Source organism: Pasteurella canis, assembly GCF_900454865.1.
In the GTDB taxonomy this organism is placed as follows: domain Bacteria; phylum Pseudomonadota; class Gammaproteobacteria; order Enterobacterales; family Pasteurellaceae; genus Pasteurella; species Pasteurella canis.
The window spans coordinates 1,622,563-1,641,175 of record NZ_UGTV01000015.1; the positions used below are offsets into that span (position 1 = coordinate 1,622,563).

At 37.5% G+C, this 18,613-nt stretch carries 16 protein-coding genes and 4 tRNA genes; 9 read left to right on the top strand and 11 right to left on the bottom strand.

What is annotated here, in order from left to right; genetic code table 11:
- Positions 1-15: 15 nt before the first annotated feature.
- The 6 genes from napF to DYE19_RS08200 all read right to left on the bottom strand — a co-directional run bounded on the left by napF (position 16) and on the right by DYE19_RS08200 (position 6,165).
- Positions 16-576 (bottom strand): ferredoxin-type protein NapF, encoded by a 561-nt coding sequence (gene napF, locus DYE19_RS08175; protein ID WP_049215570.1) that lies wholly within the window; start codon positions 574-576, stop codon positions 16-18.
- Between the two features lie 21 nt (positions 577-597).
- Positions 598-1,203, bottom strand: a complete 606-nt coding sequence (dmsD, locus tag DYE19_RS08180) for a Tat proofreading chaperone DmsD (protein ID WP_115323233.1) — start codon at positions 1,201-1,203, stop codon at positions 598-600.
- Between the two features lie 87 nt (positions 1,204-1,290).
- Positions 1,291-2,139: a dimethyl sulfoxide reductase anchor subunit family protein gene (locus tag DYE19_RS08185; protein ID WP_115323234.1), complete on the bottom strand. Its 849-nt coding sequence runs from the start codon at positions 2,137-2,139 to the stop codon at positions 1,291-1,293.
- 1 nt (position 2,140) lies between these two features.
- Positions 2,141-2,758, bottom strand: a complete 618-nt coding sequence (locus DYE19_RS08190) for a DMSO/selenate family reductase complex B subunit (protein ID WP_115323235.1) — start codon at positions 2,756-2,758, stop codon at positions 2,141-2,143.
- A gap of 10 nt (positions 2,759-2,768) precedes the next feature.
- Complete coding sequence (locus DYE19_RS08195) at positions 2,769-5,195, bottom strand: DMSO/selenate family reductase complex A subunit (RefSeq protein WP_115323236.1); 2,427 nt, start codon at positions 5,193-5,195, stop codon at positions 2,769-2,771.
- A gap of 250 nt (positions 5,196-5,445) precedes the next feature.
- The gene (locus DYE19_RS08200) at positions 5,446-6,165 is read right to left on the bottom strand and encodes an MgtC/SapB family protein (RefSeq protein ID WP_049215561.1); all 720 of its coding nucleotides are present in this window, start codon (positions 6,163-6,165) and stop codon (positions 5,446-5,448) included.
- A 328-nt stretch (positions 6,166-6,493) separates the two neighbouring features.
- Here DYE19_RS08200 and ubiA point away from each other — a divergent pair, with 328 nt between their 5' ends.
- The 4 genes from ubiA (at position 6,494) to hslU (ending at position 9,684) form a co-directional block, all read left to right on the top strand.
- Entirely contained in the window at positions 6,494-7,357 is an 864-nt protein-coding gene (gene ubiA, locus DYE19_RS08205; RefSeq protein ID WP_115323237.1) for a 4-hydroxybenzoate octaprenyltransferase, read from the top strand.
- A gap of 113 nt (positions 7,358-7,470) precedes the next feature.
- Positions 7,471-7,995: an ATP-dependent protease subunit HslV gene (gene hslV, locus DYE19_RS08210; protein ID WP_049215557.1), complete on the top strand. Its 525-nt coding sequence runs from the start codon at positions 7,471-7,473 to the stop codon at positions 7,993-7,995.
- A 17-nt stretch (positions 7,996-8,012) separates the two neighbouring features.
- Positions 8,013-8,333, top strand: coding sequence for a DMT family transporter (locus DYE19_RS08215; RefSeq protein ID WP_049215555.1), 321 nt, complete (start codon positions 8,013-8,015; stop codon positions 8,331-8,333).
- Between the two features lie 19 nt (positions 8,334-8,352).
- Complete coding sequence (hslU, locus tag DYE19_RS08220; protein ID WP_115323238.1) at positions 8,353-9,684, top strand: ATP-dependent protease ATPase subunit HslU; 1,332 nt, start codon at positions 8,353-8,355, stop codon at positions 9,682-9,684.
- Between the two features lie 68 nt (positions 9,685-9,752).
- Here hslU and coaA read toward each other — a convergent pair whose 3' ends face one another.
- Positions 9,753-10,706, bottom strand: a complete 954-nt coding sequence (gene coaA / locus DYE19_RS08225; protein WP_115323239.1) for a type I pantothenate kinase — start codon at positions 10,704-10,706, stop codon at positions 9,753-9,755.
- Positions 10,707-10,927: 221 nt separating this feature from the next.
- Here coaA and DYE19_RS08230 point away from each other — a divergent pair.
- The 5 genes from DYE19_RS08230 (at position 10,928) to tuf (ending at position 12,605) form a co-directional block, all read left to right on the top strand.
- A tRNA-Thr gene (locus DYE19_RS08230) sits at positions 10,928-11,003 on the top strand.
- 28 nt (positions 11,004-11,031) lie between these two features.
- Positions 11,032-11,116 (top strand) — tRNA-Tyr (locus tag DYE19_RS08235).
- Positions 11,117-11,162: 46 nt separating this feature from the next.
- Positions 11,163-11,237: transfer RNA gene (locus tag DYE19_RS08240), tRNA-Gly, on the top strand.
- Positions 11,238-11,240: 3 nt separating this feature from the next.
- Positions 11,241-11,316 (top strand) — tRNA-Thr (locus DYE19_RS08245).
- A gap of 104 nt (positions 11,317-11,420) precedes the next feature.
- On the top strand, positions 11,421-12,605 hold the full coding sequence (gene tuf / locus DYE19_RS08250; protein WP_049214773.1) for an elongation factor Tu: 1,185 nt from the start codon (positions 11,421-11,423) through the stop codon (positions 12,603-12,605).
- Positions 12,606-12,843: 238 nt separating this feature from the next.
- Here the strand turns inward: tuf and DYE19_RS08255 are convergent, their stop codons facing one another.
- The 4 genes from DYE19_RS08255 to DYE19_RS08270 all read right to left on the bottom strand — a co-directional run bounded on the left by DYE19_RS08255 (position 12,844) and on the right by DYE19_RS08270 (position 18,613).
- Positions 12,844-14,184, bottom strand: a complete 1,341-nt coding sequence (locus DYE19_RS08255) for a carboxylesterase family protein (protein WP_115323240.1) — start codon at positions 14,182-14,184, stop codon at positions 12,844-12,846.
- Between the two features lie 68 nt (positions 14,185-14,252).
- Positions 14,253-15,719, bottom strand: a complete 1,467-nt coding sequence (locus DYE19_RS08260) for a GntT/GntP/DsdX family permease (protein ID WP_049214934.1) — start codon at positions 15,717-15,719, stop codon at positions 14,253-14,255.
- Between the two features lie 11 nt (positions 15,720-15,730).
- Positions 15,731-16,678 carry a D-erythronate dehydrogenase gene (gene denD / locus DYE19_RS08265; RefSeq protein ID WP_115323241.1) on the bottom strand — a complete coding sequence of 316 codons (948 nt, stop codon included), beginning with the start codon at positions 16,676-16,678 and terminating at the stop codon, positions 15,731-15,733.
- 135 nt (positions 16,679-16,813) lie between these two features.
- Entirely contained in the window at positions 16,814-18,613 is a 1,800-nt protein-coding gene (locus tag DYE19_RS08270) for an alpha/beta hydrolase (protein WP_115323242.1), read from the bottom strand.

Consider the following 18,613-nt stretch of genomic DNA (forward strand, 5'->3'; position numbering starts at 1 on the left):
ATATGCATTAAAAATTTAACTATAACGAGTAATAAGCGTCACAGCATGCACAAAACAACTTATTTTACATTCACCACAACCATTACAATTTTGATTAACTGACAGCTGATTGTGGGAGTAAACAATTGCATCTTGTGGGCACTTTTGTTGGCATTCGTCACAAACTTGCCCACGTTGAAGTAAACAAGTTGCTGCAAACTCAGGACGCAGTTCAGTATCAGCTGGAAAAGCATAATGTAAAGCATGACGATGACATACTTCGGCACATTTAGAACAAAAATCACAAGCAGAAAAATCAATATTAAGGACAGGTTTGTGCTCAATAAGGTGAATCAAACCATAAGGACAAGCATCTACACAATCCCCACAACCATTACAAACTTCAACAAATAATGATTCTTTAGCGGCAAAAGGAGGACGATTGTGTTGACGCTTTTCTTGCTTAATTGCCTGCTCACTTCCACCTAATAACCCACGTAATAAACCTCGACGAGACAGCTTATGATGGCTTAAATATGCCTCATAATAACGTTCATCTCGGTTATTTTGCGAACTATCTGCAATGTGTTTTAACATTATATTCAAATACGATTTTTGTTAACGATATAAACGGGCTTTTTGTACTTCGATAGCTAACTGTTGCTGCCAATCAGTCAAAGTAAGCTGAGTCAATAATGCAATTCCTTGATAAAAGGCAGATTCTTGTTGTGCTGCCATCAGTTGTAAATAACGTGTTGACCAAGTTAAAAAATGTTCTGCTAAAAATACGTTCAATAACTCAGGGTGATTTTCAGCTAAGTAAGCTGCCAACATTAGCATCAAACCAATATGATCTTCAGGTTCATTTTGTTCTATTACAAAAGCAATCTCGTGTTGGCGTAAAAACTCTCGTAGTTTCAATAAAGAATGACCAAAAATCACTGATTCAGGATCAAGATATACGGATCCCCAAGGTGGGGCGATTAATGCATTTGGACCAATAAATAAATGCTGATATTCAAATACCAACTGTTCAGAAAGCAGTCCTTGCTCAATTTTTACAACAACATCTGTACTAGGTGTGGGTTGCCACTCTGCTTGCCAATCAGACTGTTGGAAAAAATCAATAATGGGCGCCAAATTCTGATTATCAGGTGCATAATAAAATAATGAACCTAATAAACGACCCGAAACTGAGATCCATTCTAGCTGCGCTGTATTCATATATTTACCCAAAAATGATTAAAAAAGACCGCACTTTATCCTTGATAATAAAGGGTAAGTATAAACCTACCCCCCATATTATGTCAGTTAAGCACCTACCGCCATGCCTGCTGTCATATGTAAGCCATAAAACAGCAAACGACCAATCATCTCAGCAACAAGTACGCTAATTACCGCAATTAGCTTACTGACCATTGAAGTAGGTTTATGCACAATATAGAACAACAATACAATAGCAAAACCAATTAAACTAAAGCGCACAGCTGTTAATATTGCAAAATCAGGCACAAGTACATTTGCTTTTTGTACTGAAGTCACAATCCCTGCCAGACTAAAGCCCTGATATATTGCAATAATAGCAGCGACTAGTGCTGTGATTGAAATAATAGAAGGTACCCAAGCAACAATTTTACCATCTGGGCGCTCAGTATGTAATAAGCCATAACCAAGTGTAAAGCCTCCTAGAATCACTGTTAAGTAGAAATTCCATGTAGTAAAACTCGTATTCCATGTGGGTACAGTCGAAATATGATAAACTTGATTCATCATATACATAAAAATGACACCAACAGCAGAAGCGAGTACTAATAAGAAACCACCAAGTGCACTAGGTAGCTTATCTAAAACAGCCAACATCCAATAGACACCAACTAAAGTAAAAAATAATACGCCTGTCGCAATTTCATTACTTAACATAGATTCACCGACACGATTTAACGAGTTAAACGCGCGCAATGGTGACCCCAAATGTGCAATAGATGCAATAAAACCAATACCCAATAACACTAATAATACAAATAGTGCTTTATGGATATAACGGCGATAATGGATATCCTGAGTGGCAAAGAGCACCATCGAAAAGAGTAAAAATGCACCCACAACGGATTGTGCTAATACAGTAAAAATCACTAAAGGTAATTCATGTAATCCATTCATTCTACACCTCTCTTGGGTTAGCTAAAAAACCCGTTGTATCGCCACTTGGGCGAGCATGTTTATTCGTTTTCACTACTAAATTTGGTGCAGTAAGATCTGCTGGCGGTAAAGGTGCAATTGAGGCTTGTTCGCCATATTTTTCTCTCAATTCAGAAATAGGCGCAAAATCTAAGGCTCGTAATGGACACGCATCAACACAAATTGGTTTTTGCCCCGCTTTTACACGAGAATAACAGCCATCACATTTTGTCATATGACCTTTCGCTGCATCATATTGTGGTGCATCATACGGGCATGCCATATGGCAATAACGGCAGCCAATACAAATATCTTCATTAACAATCACGAAACCATCAGCATTTTTATGCATTGCGCCTGTTGGACAAACCTTTACACAGGCTGGATTATCACAATGGTTACAAGAAATCGACATATAATAAGTAAAGATGTCTTGATTCCAGCAGCCTTTGCTATCTTCAATCCAATTACCGCCACAATACTCATAAATACGGCGAAAATTTACTTCAGTATCTAAATCTTTATAATCTTTACAGGCTAACTCACAAGTTTTACAGCCTGTACAGCGTTCTGAATCAAAATAAAAACCATATTGTTCCATAGCTCACTCCTTAGACCTTCTCAACTTGAACTAAATTAGAATGTTGTGGATTACCTTTTGCTAAAGGCGATGGTCGTTGTGTCGTCAACACATTAACACACCCTGCATGATCAACCCCTTTACTGTCTGGGGCATACCAAGCGCCTTCACTTAATGCAACCACACCTGGAATAATACGTGGGGTGACTTTAGCATAGATTTGAACTTCGCCACGATCATTAAAGATACGAATCATATCGCCATTTTTAATATTACGGGCTTGCGCATCCAAAGGATTAATCCAAACCTCTTGTGGATTAGCCGCTTTGATTACATCAACATTGCCATAAGTAGAATGTGTACGTGCTTTATAATGAAATCCTGTCATTTGTAATGGATATTTCTCCATTAATTTATCGCCATAATGCTCAAAACTATCTGCATGAACAGGTAACGGATGAATCACTTCATCTTTTTCTAATTTCCATGTTTGTGCAATTTCTGCTAGCCGTTCAGAATAAATTTCAATTTTGCCTGAAGGTGTTTTGAGAGGATGTGCTATAGGATCCTCGCGGAAATGTTTATACGCAATATAAAAACCATTTGGATCAACTTTCTTAAAGATACCTTGCTCTCTAAATTCTTCAAAAGTAGGTAGTTCAGGTAATTTCTCACGTGATAATTGATAAATATGCCGCAGCCATTCTTCTTGTGTCCGACCTTCTGTAAATTGTTCTTTAATACCCATTTTTTCAGAAAGTGCACTCAACATATCGTAAATATTGCGACATTCAAATGCGGGGGTAACAGCTTGATCTGCAAAAATAACATAGTTCATATTCGCCACAAATGCATCCATACAAAAATCCATTTGTTCTGAGGCAGTACAATCTGGTAATAAAATATCACTGTATTTTGCAGTAGAAGTCATGTGATTATCGATTGTAATAATCAATTCACATTGTTCTTCATTTTGTAGAATTTCATGGGTACGATTAATATCTGAATGTTGATTAATCAAACAGTTACTTGCATAGTTCCAAATAACCTTTATTGGTGCAGTGAGTTTATCAACACCTCGAATACCATCTGTTAATGCCGTCATTTCATGTGCACGGAAAATAGCATCAGTCCACATAAACATTGGAATACTAGCTTTTACTGGATTTTGTAAGGTAGGCATACGAACAAAGGGTATTTTGTAAGTACTTTCCCTTGCCCCTGTATTCCCCCCACTAATACCGACATTACCCGTCAAAATAGGCAACATAGCAATTGCACGAGAAATTAACTCACCATTACTGCGGCGTTGCGGCCCCCACCCCTGTGAAATATAAGCAGGTTTTGCCCCTGCAATCTCACGTGCTAATTTAATAATACGAACCTCTGGGATACCTGTGATTTGCGATGCCCATTCTGGTGTTTTCGCAATACCATCATCACCTTGCCCTAAAATATACGCTTTATAATGCCCATTTGTAGGCGCACTTTCTGGCAAGTTTTTTTCGTCATAACCAACACAATACTTATCTAAAAATGCCTGATCGACCAAATCTTCTGTAATCATGACATAAGCAAGTGCTGAAACGAGTGCTGCATCAGTACCTGGACGAATTGGGATCCATTCATCTTCACGACCTGCAGCAGTATCAGTATAACGAGGATCAATTACGATCATTTTCGCATTTGATTTCTCACGAGCTTGTTCAATACAATAAGTTAATCCCCCACCACTCATACGTGTTTCTGCTGGATTATTACCAAATAACACGATTAATTTAGTATTTTCAATATCCGCCAGCCCATTACCTGAAGCCCAGCCACCACCATAAGTATAATCAAGACCTACTGCAATTTGTGCAGTACTATAATCGCCATAGTGATTAAGATAGCCCCCTAAACAGTTCATAAAACGCGCTATCATTGTTGAGCCTGGCGGCCATGATTTTGTCATCGTACCGCCAAGAGTCCCTGTACCATAGTTCAGGTAAATAGATTCATTGCCGTACTTTTCAATATTTTTACGCAAGGATGCTGCAATTTCAGTCAATGCTTCATCCCAACTAATACGTTTAAACTTACCTTCACCTCGTTTACCCACTCGTTTCATAGGATATTTCAGACGATCTGGATTATAGACACGACGACGCATTGAGCGACCGCGCAGGCACGCTCTTACTTGATGATCAAGGTTATAAGTATCAGTCCCTGTATTATCCGTTTCAACATAGAGAATTTTGTTATCTTTAACATGCATTCTTAATGGGCAACGACTCCCACAGTTAACTGTACAAGCACTCCAGACAACCCTTTCTTCTGTAGAACTGACCGCACTTTTCTCTGCAGCAACAGTTTTAAAGGGTAATGAGAGATTAGTAGCGGCTAATGTAGCACCGATTGATGCTTTTTTGATTAAAGACCTTCTGGTCAATGTAGGATTGACAATTGATTTATCCATAACTTCTCCCCCAACGGTTATGTCATAAACAAAAACACAAAAGTGTTATTATTTAACAACTAAAAAGGGGTAGAAATAATGAGATAGATCAAGGTTTTTCAAAAGAAAATAATGTTAATGATAAAAAACATGATATAAATCAATAACATAAGAAAAATGATAATTATTTTTATTTAAAATAACCAAATATTACAATAAGTTATCGTCCAAATTTAACGTTTATAAAACATTGTCACACTCCAATGATCTCTTAATTTTCAATATCTACACTCACTACTTCTGATTCATTTTTTAATAATAAATAGACATTTTGTAGCATTGTTTTATCTGTAATTAAGCAACGTATATTTAATCTTACATCATCTGTATTTGGTAAATCTTTGACATTTAAACTATCAATACGGTAATTATTATTGATTAAAATATCAGTGATTTTACCAATCGCAGTCGGTGTACTGAGCTGAATCGTTAACTTGGTTTTACGAATTTTATTTTTACGGCGTACTAGGCTTTGCACAATTGGACTTAAACGTACAGCGATTAAAATCATCATTGTTGCAATAATTGCGTCAAAGAAAAAACCCGCGCCACTGGCAATACCAATTCCAGCTGCCGCCCAAATAATCGCAGCTGTCGTCAAACCTGAAATCGCATCATTACTCTTACGTAAAATAACACCAGCGCCTAAAAAGCCAATACCACTAATGACCTGAGCCGCTAAACGCATTGGATCAGTACGAATATTCTCCGAAACTTGCGCGTAATGTTCTGCCGCTTGAATCGAAACAATCGTTAGGACACAAGTAGTAACTGCAATAATAACGCACGTTTTTACCCCAACAGCTTTTCGTTTTAACTCCCGTTCTAGCCCAATAATACCACCGAGTAACATTGCCATCGACATTTTGGCTAAAATAGAAAACTGTGCTGAAGCAACAAAAAGATGAAATAATTTAATAAAGCTATCCATAAAACGGTCAAATTAAAAATTAATGAGTAATTCAATCATTCTAACAAGGGAATCTTATAAGTCTAGCGCTAAACTGAAATATATAATTAATTGCAAACAAGAATCTTTTATTAATACGTTTTTAGCTTACTTGCTCAATAAAGGACACCATAGACTGAACTTTCGAATATGTTTGCTCTACTAAAGCGAGTATTTGGGTTAAATCTTTATATCAAGTATCATAAAAATAGCTTATTCATCATCAATCTAATTAACAAAATGATTTTGTAAGGAAATCTGACAAAATTTGCAGTAAAATGACCGCACTTTTAATTAAATAGCGAACATTATGTCAATCTCTAAACAAAAATTGATTGCTTATGCACAATTAATGCGTTTTGACAAACCTATCGGTACCCTATTATTACTTTGGCCAACACTTTGGGCACTCTTTTTATCTGTGAAAGGAATGCCTGATATCAGTATTTTGACTATTTTTATTTTAGGTGTAATCTTAATGCGTGCAGCAGGCTGTGTCATTAATGATTATGCAGATCGGCATATTGATGGCAAAGTAAAACGGACCTCAAAACGTCCCTTAGCAACAGGCACAGCAACTCCCAAAGAGGCAAAATATTTATTTGCCTTGTTAATTTTATGTGCTTTTATTTTAGTCCTCTTTCTCAATTATTATGCGATAGCTTTGTCTTTTATTGCCGTATTTCTCGCCTTTATTTACCCATTTATGAAACGCTATACTCACCTTCCACAATTATTTTTAGGCATGGCATTTGGTTGGTCAATTCCAATGGCATATGGTGCATCAATTGAATCACTTCCTTTAGAATGTTGGTTACTTTTTTTTGCTAACTTAACTTGGACAGTCGCTTATGACACTCAATATGCGATGGTTGATCGTGATGATGACTTGAGAATTGGCGTAAAATCAACAGCGATTTTGTTTGCCCAATACGACAATAAAATTATTTCTTTATTACAAATCATTACTCTGATTTTTTTAGCATTTATTGGTCACCTCGCAAAATTACACAGTAGCTACTTTGTGGTGCTATTCCTTGCAACTTTACTATTCATTTATCAATGTAAGCTGATCAAAAATCGGAAAAGAGAAGATTGTTTTAAAGCGTTCTTAAATAACAATTATTTTGGTTTAATGATCTTTATTGCATTTTTATTTGGTATTTTTAATTAAATTAAGCACAACGTATTTATGTAAATATCAAATAGTTTCTAAAGGGATTACCTTGATTTTTTGCATAACATCTCAATATTAGCCAATACGTTTTGGCATAAAAGGAAAACAAAATGACAACGATTGTAAGTGTTCGCCGTAATGGTAAAGTCGTCGTAGGTGGTGATGGCCAAGTGTCATTAGGCAATACAGTAATGAAGGGGAATGCACGTAAAGTTCGCCGCTTATATAATGGTAAAGTCCTTGCTGGCTTTGCTGGGGGAACTGCCGATGCATTTACGTTATTTGAATTATTTGAACGTAAACTAGAAATGCATCAAGGTCATTTACTAAAAAGTGCGGTGGAATTAGCTAAAGATTGGCGCACTGATCGCGCATTACGCAAACTAGAGGCAATGCTGATCGTTGCAGATGAAAAAGAAAGTCTCATCATTACAGGCATTGGTGATGTAGTACAACCCGAAGCAGATCAAATTTTAGCAATTGGATCTGGTGGTAATTTTGCTTTATCTGCTGCTCGTGCTCTAGTAGAAAATACTGATTTATCAGCCCGTGACATTGTTGAAAAATCGTTACAAATCGCTGGTGATATTTGTGTTTATACTAATACTAATTTGACGATCGAAGAATTACCTTAACTTATCAAAGATATAATATGGCATGGTTCTACTTAGTAATAGCAGGATTACTTGAGATTGGGTGGCCAATTGGTCTCAAAATGGCAAATCAAGTAGAAACGCGTTGGCTTGGTCTTTTTATCGCAATAACCTTTATGATGGGTAGTGGTGCTATGCTATGGCTTGCCCAAAAATCAATCCCAATGGGAACTGCTTATGCAGTGTGGACAGGGATTGGTGCAGCGGGAGCCTTTATTGTTGGCGTGCTATATTACAACGATGCACTGACTTTCTGGCGTACACTTGGTGCATTAATGATTATTAGTGGCGTGATTGTCTTAAAATTAGCGTCACATTAAAGAAATAAGAGAGAAAAATATGTCTGAAATGACCCCTAGAGAAATTGTTTCTGAATTAGACCAACACATTATTGGTCAAGCAGATGCTAAAAGAGCAGTTGCAATTGCATTAAGAAACCGTTGGCGCAGGATGCAATTACAAGAACCGCTTCGCCACGAAGTGACTCCGAAAAATATTCTAATGATTGGACCAACAGGTGTAGGTAAAACAGAAATTGCTCGCCGCTTAGCGAAACTAGCCAATGCCCCGTTTATTAAAGTGGAGGCCACAAAATTCACTGAGGTAGGTTATGTTGGTAAAGAAGTCGATTCAATTGTCCGAGACTTAACTGATAGTGCAATGAAATTAGTTAGACAAACTGAAATTGAAAAAAACCGTTTCCGTGCTGAAGAAGCTGCAGAAGATCGTATTTTAGATACACTACTCCCGCCTGCTAAAAATCAATGGGGACAAGTTGAAGAAAGTGATAACAACAGTACAACACGACAAATCTTTCGTAAAAAATTGCGTGAAGGGCAATTAGACGATAAAGAAATTGATATTGATGTTGCCGCACCGTCAATGGGCGTTGAGATTATGGCGCCACCTGGTATGGAAGAGATGACAAATCAATTGCAATCTATGTTCCAAAATCTATCAAGTGGACAAACCAAAAAACGCAAAATGAAAATTAAAGATGCGTTAAAAACCTTGATCGACGACGAAGCCGCAAAATTAATTAATCCAGAAGAGTTAAAACAAAAAGCCATTGATGCCGTTGAACAAAACGGTATCGTATTCATTGATGAAATTGATAAAATCTGTAAAAAAGGCGAATACAGTGGCGCAGACGTTTCTCGAGAAGGTGTGCAGCGTGATTTACTGCCTTTAGTTGAAGGTACTACAGTAAGTACTAAACATGGCATGGTAAAAACAGATCATATCCTATTTATCGCGTCAGGCGCATTCCAAGTGGCACGCCCATCTGATTTAATTCCAGAACTCCAAGGACGGTTACCTATTCGTGTTGAGTTATCTGCATTAAGTGCGGTCGATTTTGAGAGAATTTTAACTGAGCCAAATGCTTCTTTAACAGAGCAGTACAAAGCACTTATGGCAACGGAAGGCGTTAATATTGAATTTACGCCAGATGCAATCAAAAAAATTGCTGAAGCGGCTTTCCGTGTAAATGAAAAAACTGAAAATATTGGTGCTCGCCGTTTACATACTGTGATGGAACGTTTGATGGATAAAATCTCATTTAGTGCAAGTGAGATGAGTGGTCAGTTAATCAATATTGATGCGTCTTATGTAGAAGATGCATTAGGTAATGTAGTTGAAAATGAAGATTTAAGCCGTTTTATTCTATAACAATGAACTAAAAAGCACCGTACTTTATATAAATTCAGCAAAAGTCCGGTGCTTTTATTCGTTTTCCACTATTTTCTGAGTTTAACCAATTCAACTGCATGATCAGCGCCTTTAGTTAAAATTAGATTGGCACGTTCTCTGGTTGGTAGAATATTTTGCTGTAAATTCAATCCATTAATTTCATCCCAAATCTTACCTGCAGTTACAATAGCCTCCTCTTTGGACAAATTTGCATAGTGCTTAAAATAAGAATTTGGATCGCTAAATGCACTTTGACGAAATTTCAAGAAACGGCTGATATACCATTCTTTTAACAAGGTTTCATCTGCATCCACATAAATAGAAAAATCTACAAAATCAGATACAAACATTTGATTTGAGCGACCATCTCCTGTTTGTAACACATTTAATCCCTCTAGAATCAAAATATCTGGCTGATCCACAAGATTAAATTGATCAGGAATAATGTCGTAAGTTAAATGAGAATAAATTGGTGCACTCACATTCGGCTTACCTGATTTAACATCGGCTAAAAAACGAAGCAGACGAGGAGTATCATACGAAATAGGGAAACCTTTTTTATGTAAAATCTCTTCTTTTTGCAACTTGGCTAATGGATATAAAAAGCCATCAGTCGTAATTAAATCAACTTTTCTTGTTTCTGGCCACTGTGATAACAAAGATTGAACTATCCTTGCCGATGTACTTTTCCCTACCGCTACACTACCTGCAATACTAATGACATAAGGTACTTTTGTTGGAGACACACCAAGAAAACGATTCATCACATACTGACGATGTAAGCTTTCTTCAATATAGTAATTAATTAAACGCACTAGTGGTAAATAAATAGTACGCACCTCATCTAAAGATAACTCTTCATTGATGCCTAACAAAGGTTTTAAATCTTGCTCAGTTAGAGTTAAAGGTACTGATTTACGCAATTCCGCCCATTGCTCACGATTGAATGATAAAAAAGGCGTTAATTGATCTGATAAAAAATTGGCGTTTTTTAATTCCACAATGTATTCAACTTAATCTATATGATGGCAAATTGGATATGAAATATACCCTATAAAAAAGCAAAATCGCATAAGTTTTTTTAAAAACAGCAAAATTTATAATAAAAAAACTATATTTTGACTGATAATTAGGCGAACAATTAAAAAAAAACATTTTTTTTCAAAAAATACTTGTCAGCGATAAAAATTTCCCTATAATACGCCTCACTTGCTTATGAGATGCCGACTTAGCTCAGTAGGTAGAGCAACTGACTTGTAATCAGTAGGTCACCAGTTCGATTCCGGTAGTCGGCACCATTCTTCTCTGCAGGTGTTCATTTAACGCGGAGGGATTCCCGAGCGGCCAAAGGGAGCAGACTGTAAATCTGCCGGCTCAGCCTTCGAAGGTTCGAATCCTTCTCCCTCCACCATTTTTTAAATGAATCGCATTCTGATGGGTCAGATGAATTTAGGACTGCGGGCATCGTATAATGGCTATTACCTCAGCCTTCCAAGCTGATGATGCGGGTTCGATTCCCGCTGCCCGCTCCATACGCTGATATAGCTCAGTTGGTAGAGCGCACCCTTGGTAAGGGTGAGGTCGGCGGTTCAAATCCGCCTATCAGCACCAGTCTTAAACTTCCTTTCTGTCCTATAATTAACAACAAATTTTGAATTTTGGTTAATGTGGTATATTGAACCATCCATAACCGTGTTTGTTTAGAGGGACTCTCAATGTCTAAAGAAAAATTTGAACGTACAAAACCGCACGTAAACGTGGGTACAATCGGCCACGTTGACCATGGTAAAACAACTTTAACAGCAGCAATCACTACAGTATTATCAAAACACTTTGGTGGAGCGGCTCGTGCATTTGACCAAATTGATAATGCACCAGAAGAAAAAGCGCGTGGTATTACTATCAACACATCACACGTAGAATACGATACAGCAACACGTCACTACGCACACGTTGACTGTCCAGGACACGCAGACTATGTAAAAAACATGATTACAGGTGCTGCACAAATGGATGGTGCTATTTTAGTAGTAGCAGCGACTGATGGTCCTATGCCACAAACTCGTGAGCACATTCTTTTAGGTCGTCAAGTAGGTGTACCTTACATCATCGTATTCTTAAACAAATGTGACATGGTAGACGATGAAGAGTTATTAGAATTAGTTGAAATGGAAGTACGTGAACTTCTATCTCAATATGATTTCCCAGGTGATGATACACCAATCGTACGTGGTTCAGCGTTACAAGCATTAAACGGTGTACCAGAGTGGGAAGAGAAAATTCTTGAATTAGCGGGTCACTTAGACACTTACATTCCAGAGCCAGAGCGTGCAATCGACCAACCATTCTTATTACCAATTGAAGACGTATTCTCAATTTCAGGTCGTGGTACAGTAGTAACAGGTCGTGTAGAGCGTGGAATTATCCGTACTGGTGAAGAGGTTGAAATTGTTGGTATTAAAGAAACCACAAAAACAACAGTAACGGGTGTTGAGATGTTCCGTAAACTATTAGACGAAGGTCGTGCGGGTGAGAACGTTGGTGCTTTATTACGTGGTACTAAACGTGAAGAAATCGAACGTGGTCAAGTATTAGCGAAGCCAGGCTCAATCACACCACACACAGACTTTGAATCAGAAGTTTACGTGTTATCAAAAGAAGAAGGTGGTCGTCATACTCCATTCTTCAAAGGTTACCGTCCACAGTTCTATTTCCGTACAACTGATGTAACGGGAACAATTGAATTACCAGAAGGTGTTGAGATGGTAATGCCAGGTGATAACATCAAGATGACTGTAAGTTTAATTCACCCGATTGCGATGGACCAAGGTTTACGCTTTGCGATTCGTGAAGGTGGTCGTACAGTGGGTGCTGGTGTTGTAGCTAAGATTATTAAATAATTAGGCTTAAAGAGCAAAACAGAAAGAAGGCGTATTTTATTACGCCTTTTTTATGACTGAAAATTCTGATTTAGTATATTTACTTGAAACAGAATCTAAAAAAACGCATGTCACTTTAACATGCGTTTTTATTTTCACTATATGAGATTTAAGTACAGTCAGATCTCCCCAAATTCTATCATTTGACCTCCATAACAAACATGGCAATCAAAAAGCGAGGAACTTTACTTTCCTAAACTTATTTTACTAACCGTTGCTCTAAGAGCCACATGATTGCTTCTGGACTATTAAAAACTGCATCCCAAGTATTATGTGGGTTATTATTGATAATGCCATTATCGCCAGCCTGCTGCACGCTAAACTCAGTGTATTTCACATTTGTTGCGTTCACTTTATTTTTTAGAATATCATAATTAATCCGAGAACCAGCAACAGGTGAGATTTTATCTTCGACGCTGTGGAAAAACCACATTGGAACATCTTTCAATGCAGATAAACTTTCAGCTGTCGCATTACCATCTACCCATTCAACCGTATTAGCTTCCCGACCACTCATCAATAATGCACCAGCAAAAAAGTGCGGTCGTTTTTGTAATAAATACAAGCCACCTTCCGCTCCACGGGATAGACCCACAATATAAATACGTGCTGTATCGATATAAGGATTATTCGCGATAACTTCATCGATCATCTTAAATACTAGCTGATGACGATTATTTGTTTGCCAATGAATCCCTTTTTTATCAAATGGATCAAATACAGAGGCATATTGTGGCGCAAGAACAAATCCATCCTCATATTGTAAAGTAGTCATTGCACCTTTACTCGATAATAAATGAGCTATATTATCTTGACCAACTTGCCCTGAACCATGCAAAAACAGTGTTAATGGATACTTTTTACCCTCTTGTAAAACAGGTTTGTATAAACGATAAAGTAATTGATTATCTGCCTTTTCTAAAGATACCGAATGAGCAGTAAAATCATCAATATAATGCGTTTTGACTTGGGTTTTAGCTGCAGTTTGTTTAATTTCACTAGGTTGCAATGTCTTACCATTAGTTAACTTTAACAAGCCTGCCTGTTTAATCGTATAGACTAATTTATCATCATAAAATTCGGGGACACGATTAGCCTGTACTTTTTCCACTTCTACAAGCTGTCCCGCAGTATCTTTCGACTTAAATTTAACAGGTTGATTATTCTCTACTTTTAGCGAATAAAAATCTGCATTTTTATCTCGTTCATCAAGCTCTAATATTACAAAACGCCCAGCTTTACTTTGATATGACTTACTTGGTGTATCATTGACATAAGCTCTTAGTAAAGTTCTTGGCATAGCTTCTGCTTGCTCAAGTGCGGTATGAATTTGATAAACTTGACGTAAATCACTCCCTGCTAACAAATTCGATTCATATTCCAGTGCAACACCAGTGATTTTTGCCCCCTTCTCTGTCACATCAGCTAACAACGTTGCTTTGATCGCTTGTGGAATTTGTGGACTATCAGGTATTTGCGCGGTAGCTGAACTTAATAAGGGAAAACTCACGCAAGATAAAATCAGCATTTTTCTTAACATAATAAAGCTCCATACAAAAGAATAGCAACAAACAAGATAGTGTTGTTGCTATTCATTCAGTAAATTAATTACAGTTTCTTACTTTGTACATTGACATACGCGAGAATCGCAGCAAGCACACCAAGTGGTAATAATAAATCAGTAATCGAACCATCATTACCCCAAATCAAGTTGGCTAAAATTACTGTGCTACCACCAATTGCCCACGCGATTGTTGTCGGTACAGACCATACTATCATTTGTTTTTTCACATCATTGATTCCCATCATACGGTTAACAACCCAGAATAAACTATCATTGAAATAACCGAAGAATAGCGAGCCCATTGTTGCAGCTTGTGCAGCTAATAGCATATTCACGCCTGGAATTTGAGCTAAAATAGGCGCAGAAATTGATGCAGCCGTAATCATAGCGACTGTGCCTGAGCCTTGAATAAAGCGGACTAACGTCGATACAATGAATGGAATCAAGATCGGTGAAATAGGTAAGGCTGCAACTTGCTCTGCAAGCTCTTTACCTGCACCACTCTCACGTAAAACCGCACCTAATGCCCCACCAGCACCAGTCACTAATAAAATAATCCCTGCAGTTTTTACGCCCTCTTCTAAATGCAATGCGGTCGTCGTTTTATCTACATTAGGTAATAAAGTATATACTGCCACTAATACACTAATAGCTAATGCAATCATAGGGTGACCAATGAAATTGAATACTTGATACAATGTATTTTCGGCCAACGCTGGATTTGTTTTTGCCATTAAGCCTAAAATCGCTTTAATAAAAATCAACCCGATTGGTAATAAAATTGGTAGCAATGATAAACCTAAACTCGGTAGATTTTTTTTCTCACGACTTTCGATGTAATCATCATATTTTTGTTTGAGCTCTTCTTGACTAAATACTTCTTGGTTAAATGTTGGGTATTTTTTATCTAACCATTTTGCATAAAGCACTATACCTACAACAGGAAGTACTGCCATCGCCATACCAACTAACAACATCGCACCAATGTCAACACTAAATAAGCCTGCGACACCTAATGGACCTGGTGTTGGTGGTACGGTATGGTGAGTTACAACTAATCCCCCCGCTAATGCAACCCCTAATGTCAATAATGAACGTTTACCATTCTTAGCTAATGCTTTCGCTACTGGATAAAGAATAACGAATGCTGAGTCAACGAAAATTGGAATACTGACCACATAGCCTGTAATAGCTAATGCCCACTCTTCCTTTTTCTTACCTAAAAATTTAATGAAGCTATATGCCATTTTCTCAGCGGCACCAGAGACCTCAAGAATACTTCCCATCATGACACCAAGACCAATAACGATCCCGATACCCCCTAAAGTACCACCAAAACCTTTAGTAATTGCTCCTAAAGTATTATCTACGCTCATTCCGCCGATTAAGCCAGCAATAGCAGCAGCAATCAGCATCGCAATGAAAGCATGCACTCTTGTTCTTAGCACTAAAAACACTAAGACAAATACGGCAACCAACAAGCCGATAATTGGAATAGGTAATCCAAACATAACGCCTCCCGTTACATATCACATTGAATAAATTGTTGAATCACATCAGCAAAATTTTGATCGGCGCTAAAACCTAAACCAAATGCTTGTGAACAGTCAATCGCAGCAGGCCAGCTTGCGACGATATTATTTATGCCTTCATCAAATTCAAATTTTACATACTGTAAAATCTGTTCTCCTTTCACTTTCACTAAATCAGCTAGCATTTGCTCTACACTCACACTGAAGCCAGGTAAATTGATGACATGCCAATCGCGTGCAGGTAAAGAAGGAAGTTTAAGTGCATGAATAAAATTATTAACGACAGTATTTGGGCTAGATAGCCACAAATTCAGTTTTTCTGATACAGGACAAATTGCTTCTTCTTGATGTAATGGTTCACGAATAATACTGCTCACAAAAGAAGAGGCGGCTTTATTTGGTTTACCAGGACGAATACAGATCGTCGGTAAACGCAAAGCAATTCCATCAACAAAACCTTTACGACTATAATCATTGATTAATAGCTCACACATTGCTTTTTGTGCACCATAGGTTGATTGTGGTGTAACAGCGGTATGATCTTGAATCACTGCAGGTAAATCACCACCATATACGGCTAAAGAGCTGGTGAAAATAAAACGAATTTTAGGGTTATTATGACGACAAATTTCAAGCAAATTACGTGTTGCTAAAAAATTAATTTGATAACCTAAATCTGGATCCTGCTCAGCATGGCTACTCACAATGGCGGCTAAATGAAACACGGCATCTGTTTTACTATCCATAATGTCTTCTAGTCCCACTGGTTGACGTAAATCCATTTCATAACAACGTACTCTTGGATCACCATTGGGTGCGATGGGCTTAATTACATCAATCAAAACAAGCTCATCAACTACCACATTAGACTGGGATAACAAGGTTTTTGCTAAACGTTGTCCAAGAAATCCTTGTCCTCCTGTAATAACAATTTTCATCATTTTCTCCTCAAATTCTGACCGCACTTTGACTACATTTTATGCGATTCAAGGTTTAGGATGTAAAAAATGCCCTACCCATCAACAGCAGGGCATTTTTACTGTTTCATTACAACGTTGCTGACTAACTAAATTTTATGCGAGGAATCGACCTATTACTTGACCACCCACTAAAACCCAAGTCATTAAGAGAGAGGTGAAAAATACCCCTAAATAAATGTAGCCAGTTTTCAAATAGCACCAGTGATTGATTACGGTAAACACAATGAACTGTGGAATAACAACTGCTAACATCATCATCCAACGTCCACCAAATTGTGGAAGACCGAGTAAATCAAAGCCAGGTCCCATTTGCATAAAGCCAGGTACAAAATGGAATAGCCACAAAATAACTAATCCAGCTGTGGCAAAAATGATTGTTTTAATACTCCAAATAATGAGTGTTGAGCTAAAAGATGCCGCCAATTTTTGTTTCATTTGCACTGAAACAATCAACCCATTAAAAATGAAGAAAAATGCTAAAATTGGTAACCAATAAACAAAGAATAAACTAAAACGTTCTGCTGTTAATGGTTTCAATAAAGGCCATAGGAAGCGTAACTCGACACTCAACGCTTGATAAATTAAGCTTGTAAGTAGGTACAAACCTAAAATTAACATGACACTGAGGAGTAAATAACGTCCAATAATTTGACGTGTTGTTAATACTGAAGAATGGCTGGTGACACCAAATTCTGCGAGTGAAATAGTAGCTTTTCTTTTCCATAAACTGAATAAAATGATGCCAACAATCCCACTCACCACTAACCATAGAATGATACCATTACCCATTTCCAGTGGCATAAAACTCAATTTAGATGCGATAGGCTCATTAGCGCCACCCCACTGAGTAAACAATGGATAAAGCAACATCGTCAACACAATATTGACCGCAGCAAACACCCACCATTGTTTATCAGAAATAGCTGTTTTTTCAGTTACTGGTTTACGAGCAACAGAGAAATATGCACTATTTAATAACCCACTTGCAAAACATAATGCCGCAATTAAGGCTGATCCTAAGGCAAATAAGCCTGCAAATTCTTTGTACCAATATGTTTGCTGCTCAGGTTCAAGCCAATCCTCCCCTTTTTCGCCATTTTGTAGTGCTTGGTTAAACCAAAGAATTGCTTCTTTATTACTATCAGCCGCAATCATCACGCCAAGATGTGTACCATCAACCATAGCTGCACGACGTGCAGAGCCATCATTAAAATCACCATAGGTATGATCCCACTTTAATGTATCATTTTCAGGCAAACCAAAAGCACTTAAACGTTTAGGGTGAGTCACTAAATTTTTAACAGGGAACGTTCTTTCACGATAACCACCAATTTCCTCATATAAACCTTGAGTTAATAAGTAGTTATTTAGTTCCATATCACCACCATTACTACTTAATCCATTGACTGCTTTGTGATCAGGATTGAGCTTAGCAACACGAATTGCATTTAGTGCACCTGTTGAATGCCCAAAAATACCGAGACGAGATTTATCAACAAAAGATAAAGATTTCAAATATTGATAACCATTATTTGCCCCACTCATATTTTTATTAGATGCAGGTAATTTTGTTGAATAGCCATGTCCAAAGTGGTCAATCGCTAATACAACAAAACCACGTTTTGCTAATTCTAATGCACCAAAAGTACTGGTTGCTTCTTTATCACTTTGATAACCATGTAATGCTAATAACCCTGGTTTCGGCGTCTCTGCAGTTGCAGAAACAGGGCGATAAAGCTTACCTACCATAGGTTGCATCTCTTCCGTCATAAAACTTACTGAACTGACTTCAATCCGTCCAAAATCACGATCAATAGAAGACGCAAGATAAGCACTTAGAAAAGTAAATAATAAAAATACACATCCCCAAAAATAATTTTTCATTAAGTTCAT

Bases quoted from the DNA above. Each gene is read 5' to 3' on its own strand.
- DYE19_RS08185 (WP_115323234.1), bottom strand. From the start codon at position 2,139: ATGAATGGATTACATGAATTACCTTTAGTGATTTTTACTGTATTAGCA.
- dmsD (WP_115323233.1), bottom strand. From the start codon at position 1,203: ATGAATACAGCGCAGCTAGAATGGATCTCAGTTTCGGGTCGTTTATTA.
- DYE19_RS08200 (WP_049215561.1), bottom strand. From the start codon at position 6,165: ATGGATAGCTTTATTAAATTATTTCATCTTTTTGTTGCTTCAGCACAG.
- DYE19_RS08260 (WP_049214934.1), bottom strand. From the start codon at position 15,719: ATGTTTGGATTACCTATTCCAATTATCGGCTTGTTGGTTGCCGTATTT.
- tuf (WP_049214773.1), top strand. From the start codon at position 11,421: ATGTCTAAAGAAAAATTTGAACGTACAAAACCGCACGTAAACGTGGGT.
- hslU (WP_115323238.1), top strand. From the start codon at position 8,353: ATGTCTGAAATGACCCCTAGAGAAATTGTTTCTGAATTAGACCAACAC.
- DYE19_RS08270 (WP_115323242.1), bottom strand. From the start codon at position 18,613: ATGAACTTAATGAAAAATTATTTTTGGGGATGTGTATTTTTATTATTT.
- DYE19_RS08195 (WP_115323236.1), bottom strand. From the start codon at position 5,195: ATGGATAAATCAATTGTCAATCCTACATTGACCAGAAGGTCTTTAATC.
- napF (WP_049215570.1), bottom strand. From the start codon at position 576: ATGTTAAAACACATTGCAGATAGTTCGCAAAATAACCGAGATGAACGT.
- hslV (WP_049215557.1), top strand. From the start codon at position 7,471: ATGACAACGATTGTAAGTGTTCGCCGTAATGGTAAAGTCGTCGTAGGT.
- ubiA (WP_115323237.1), top strand. From the start codon at position 6,494: ATGTCAATCTCTAAACAAAAATTGATTGCTTATGCACAATTAATGCGT.
- DYE19_RS08255 (WP_115323240.1), bottom strand. From the start codon at position 14,184: ATGTTAAGAAAAATGCTGATTTTATCTTGCGTGAGTTTTCCCTTATTA.
- denD (WP_115323241.1), bottom strand. From the start codon at position 16,678: ATGAAAATTGTTATTACAGGAGGACAAGGATTTCTTGGACAACGTTTA.
- DYE19_RS08190 (WP_115323235.1), bottom strand. From the start codon at position 2,758: ATGGAACAATATGGTTTTTATTTTGATTCAGAACGCTGTACAGGCTGT.
- DYE19_RS08215 (WP_049215555.1), top strand. From the start codon at position 8,013: ATGGCATGGTTCTACTTAGTAATAGCAGGATTACTTGAGATTGGGTGG.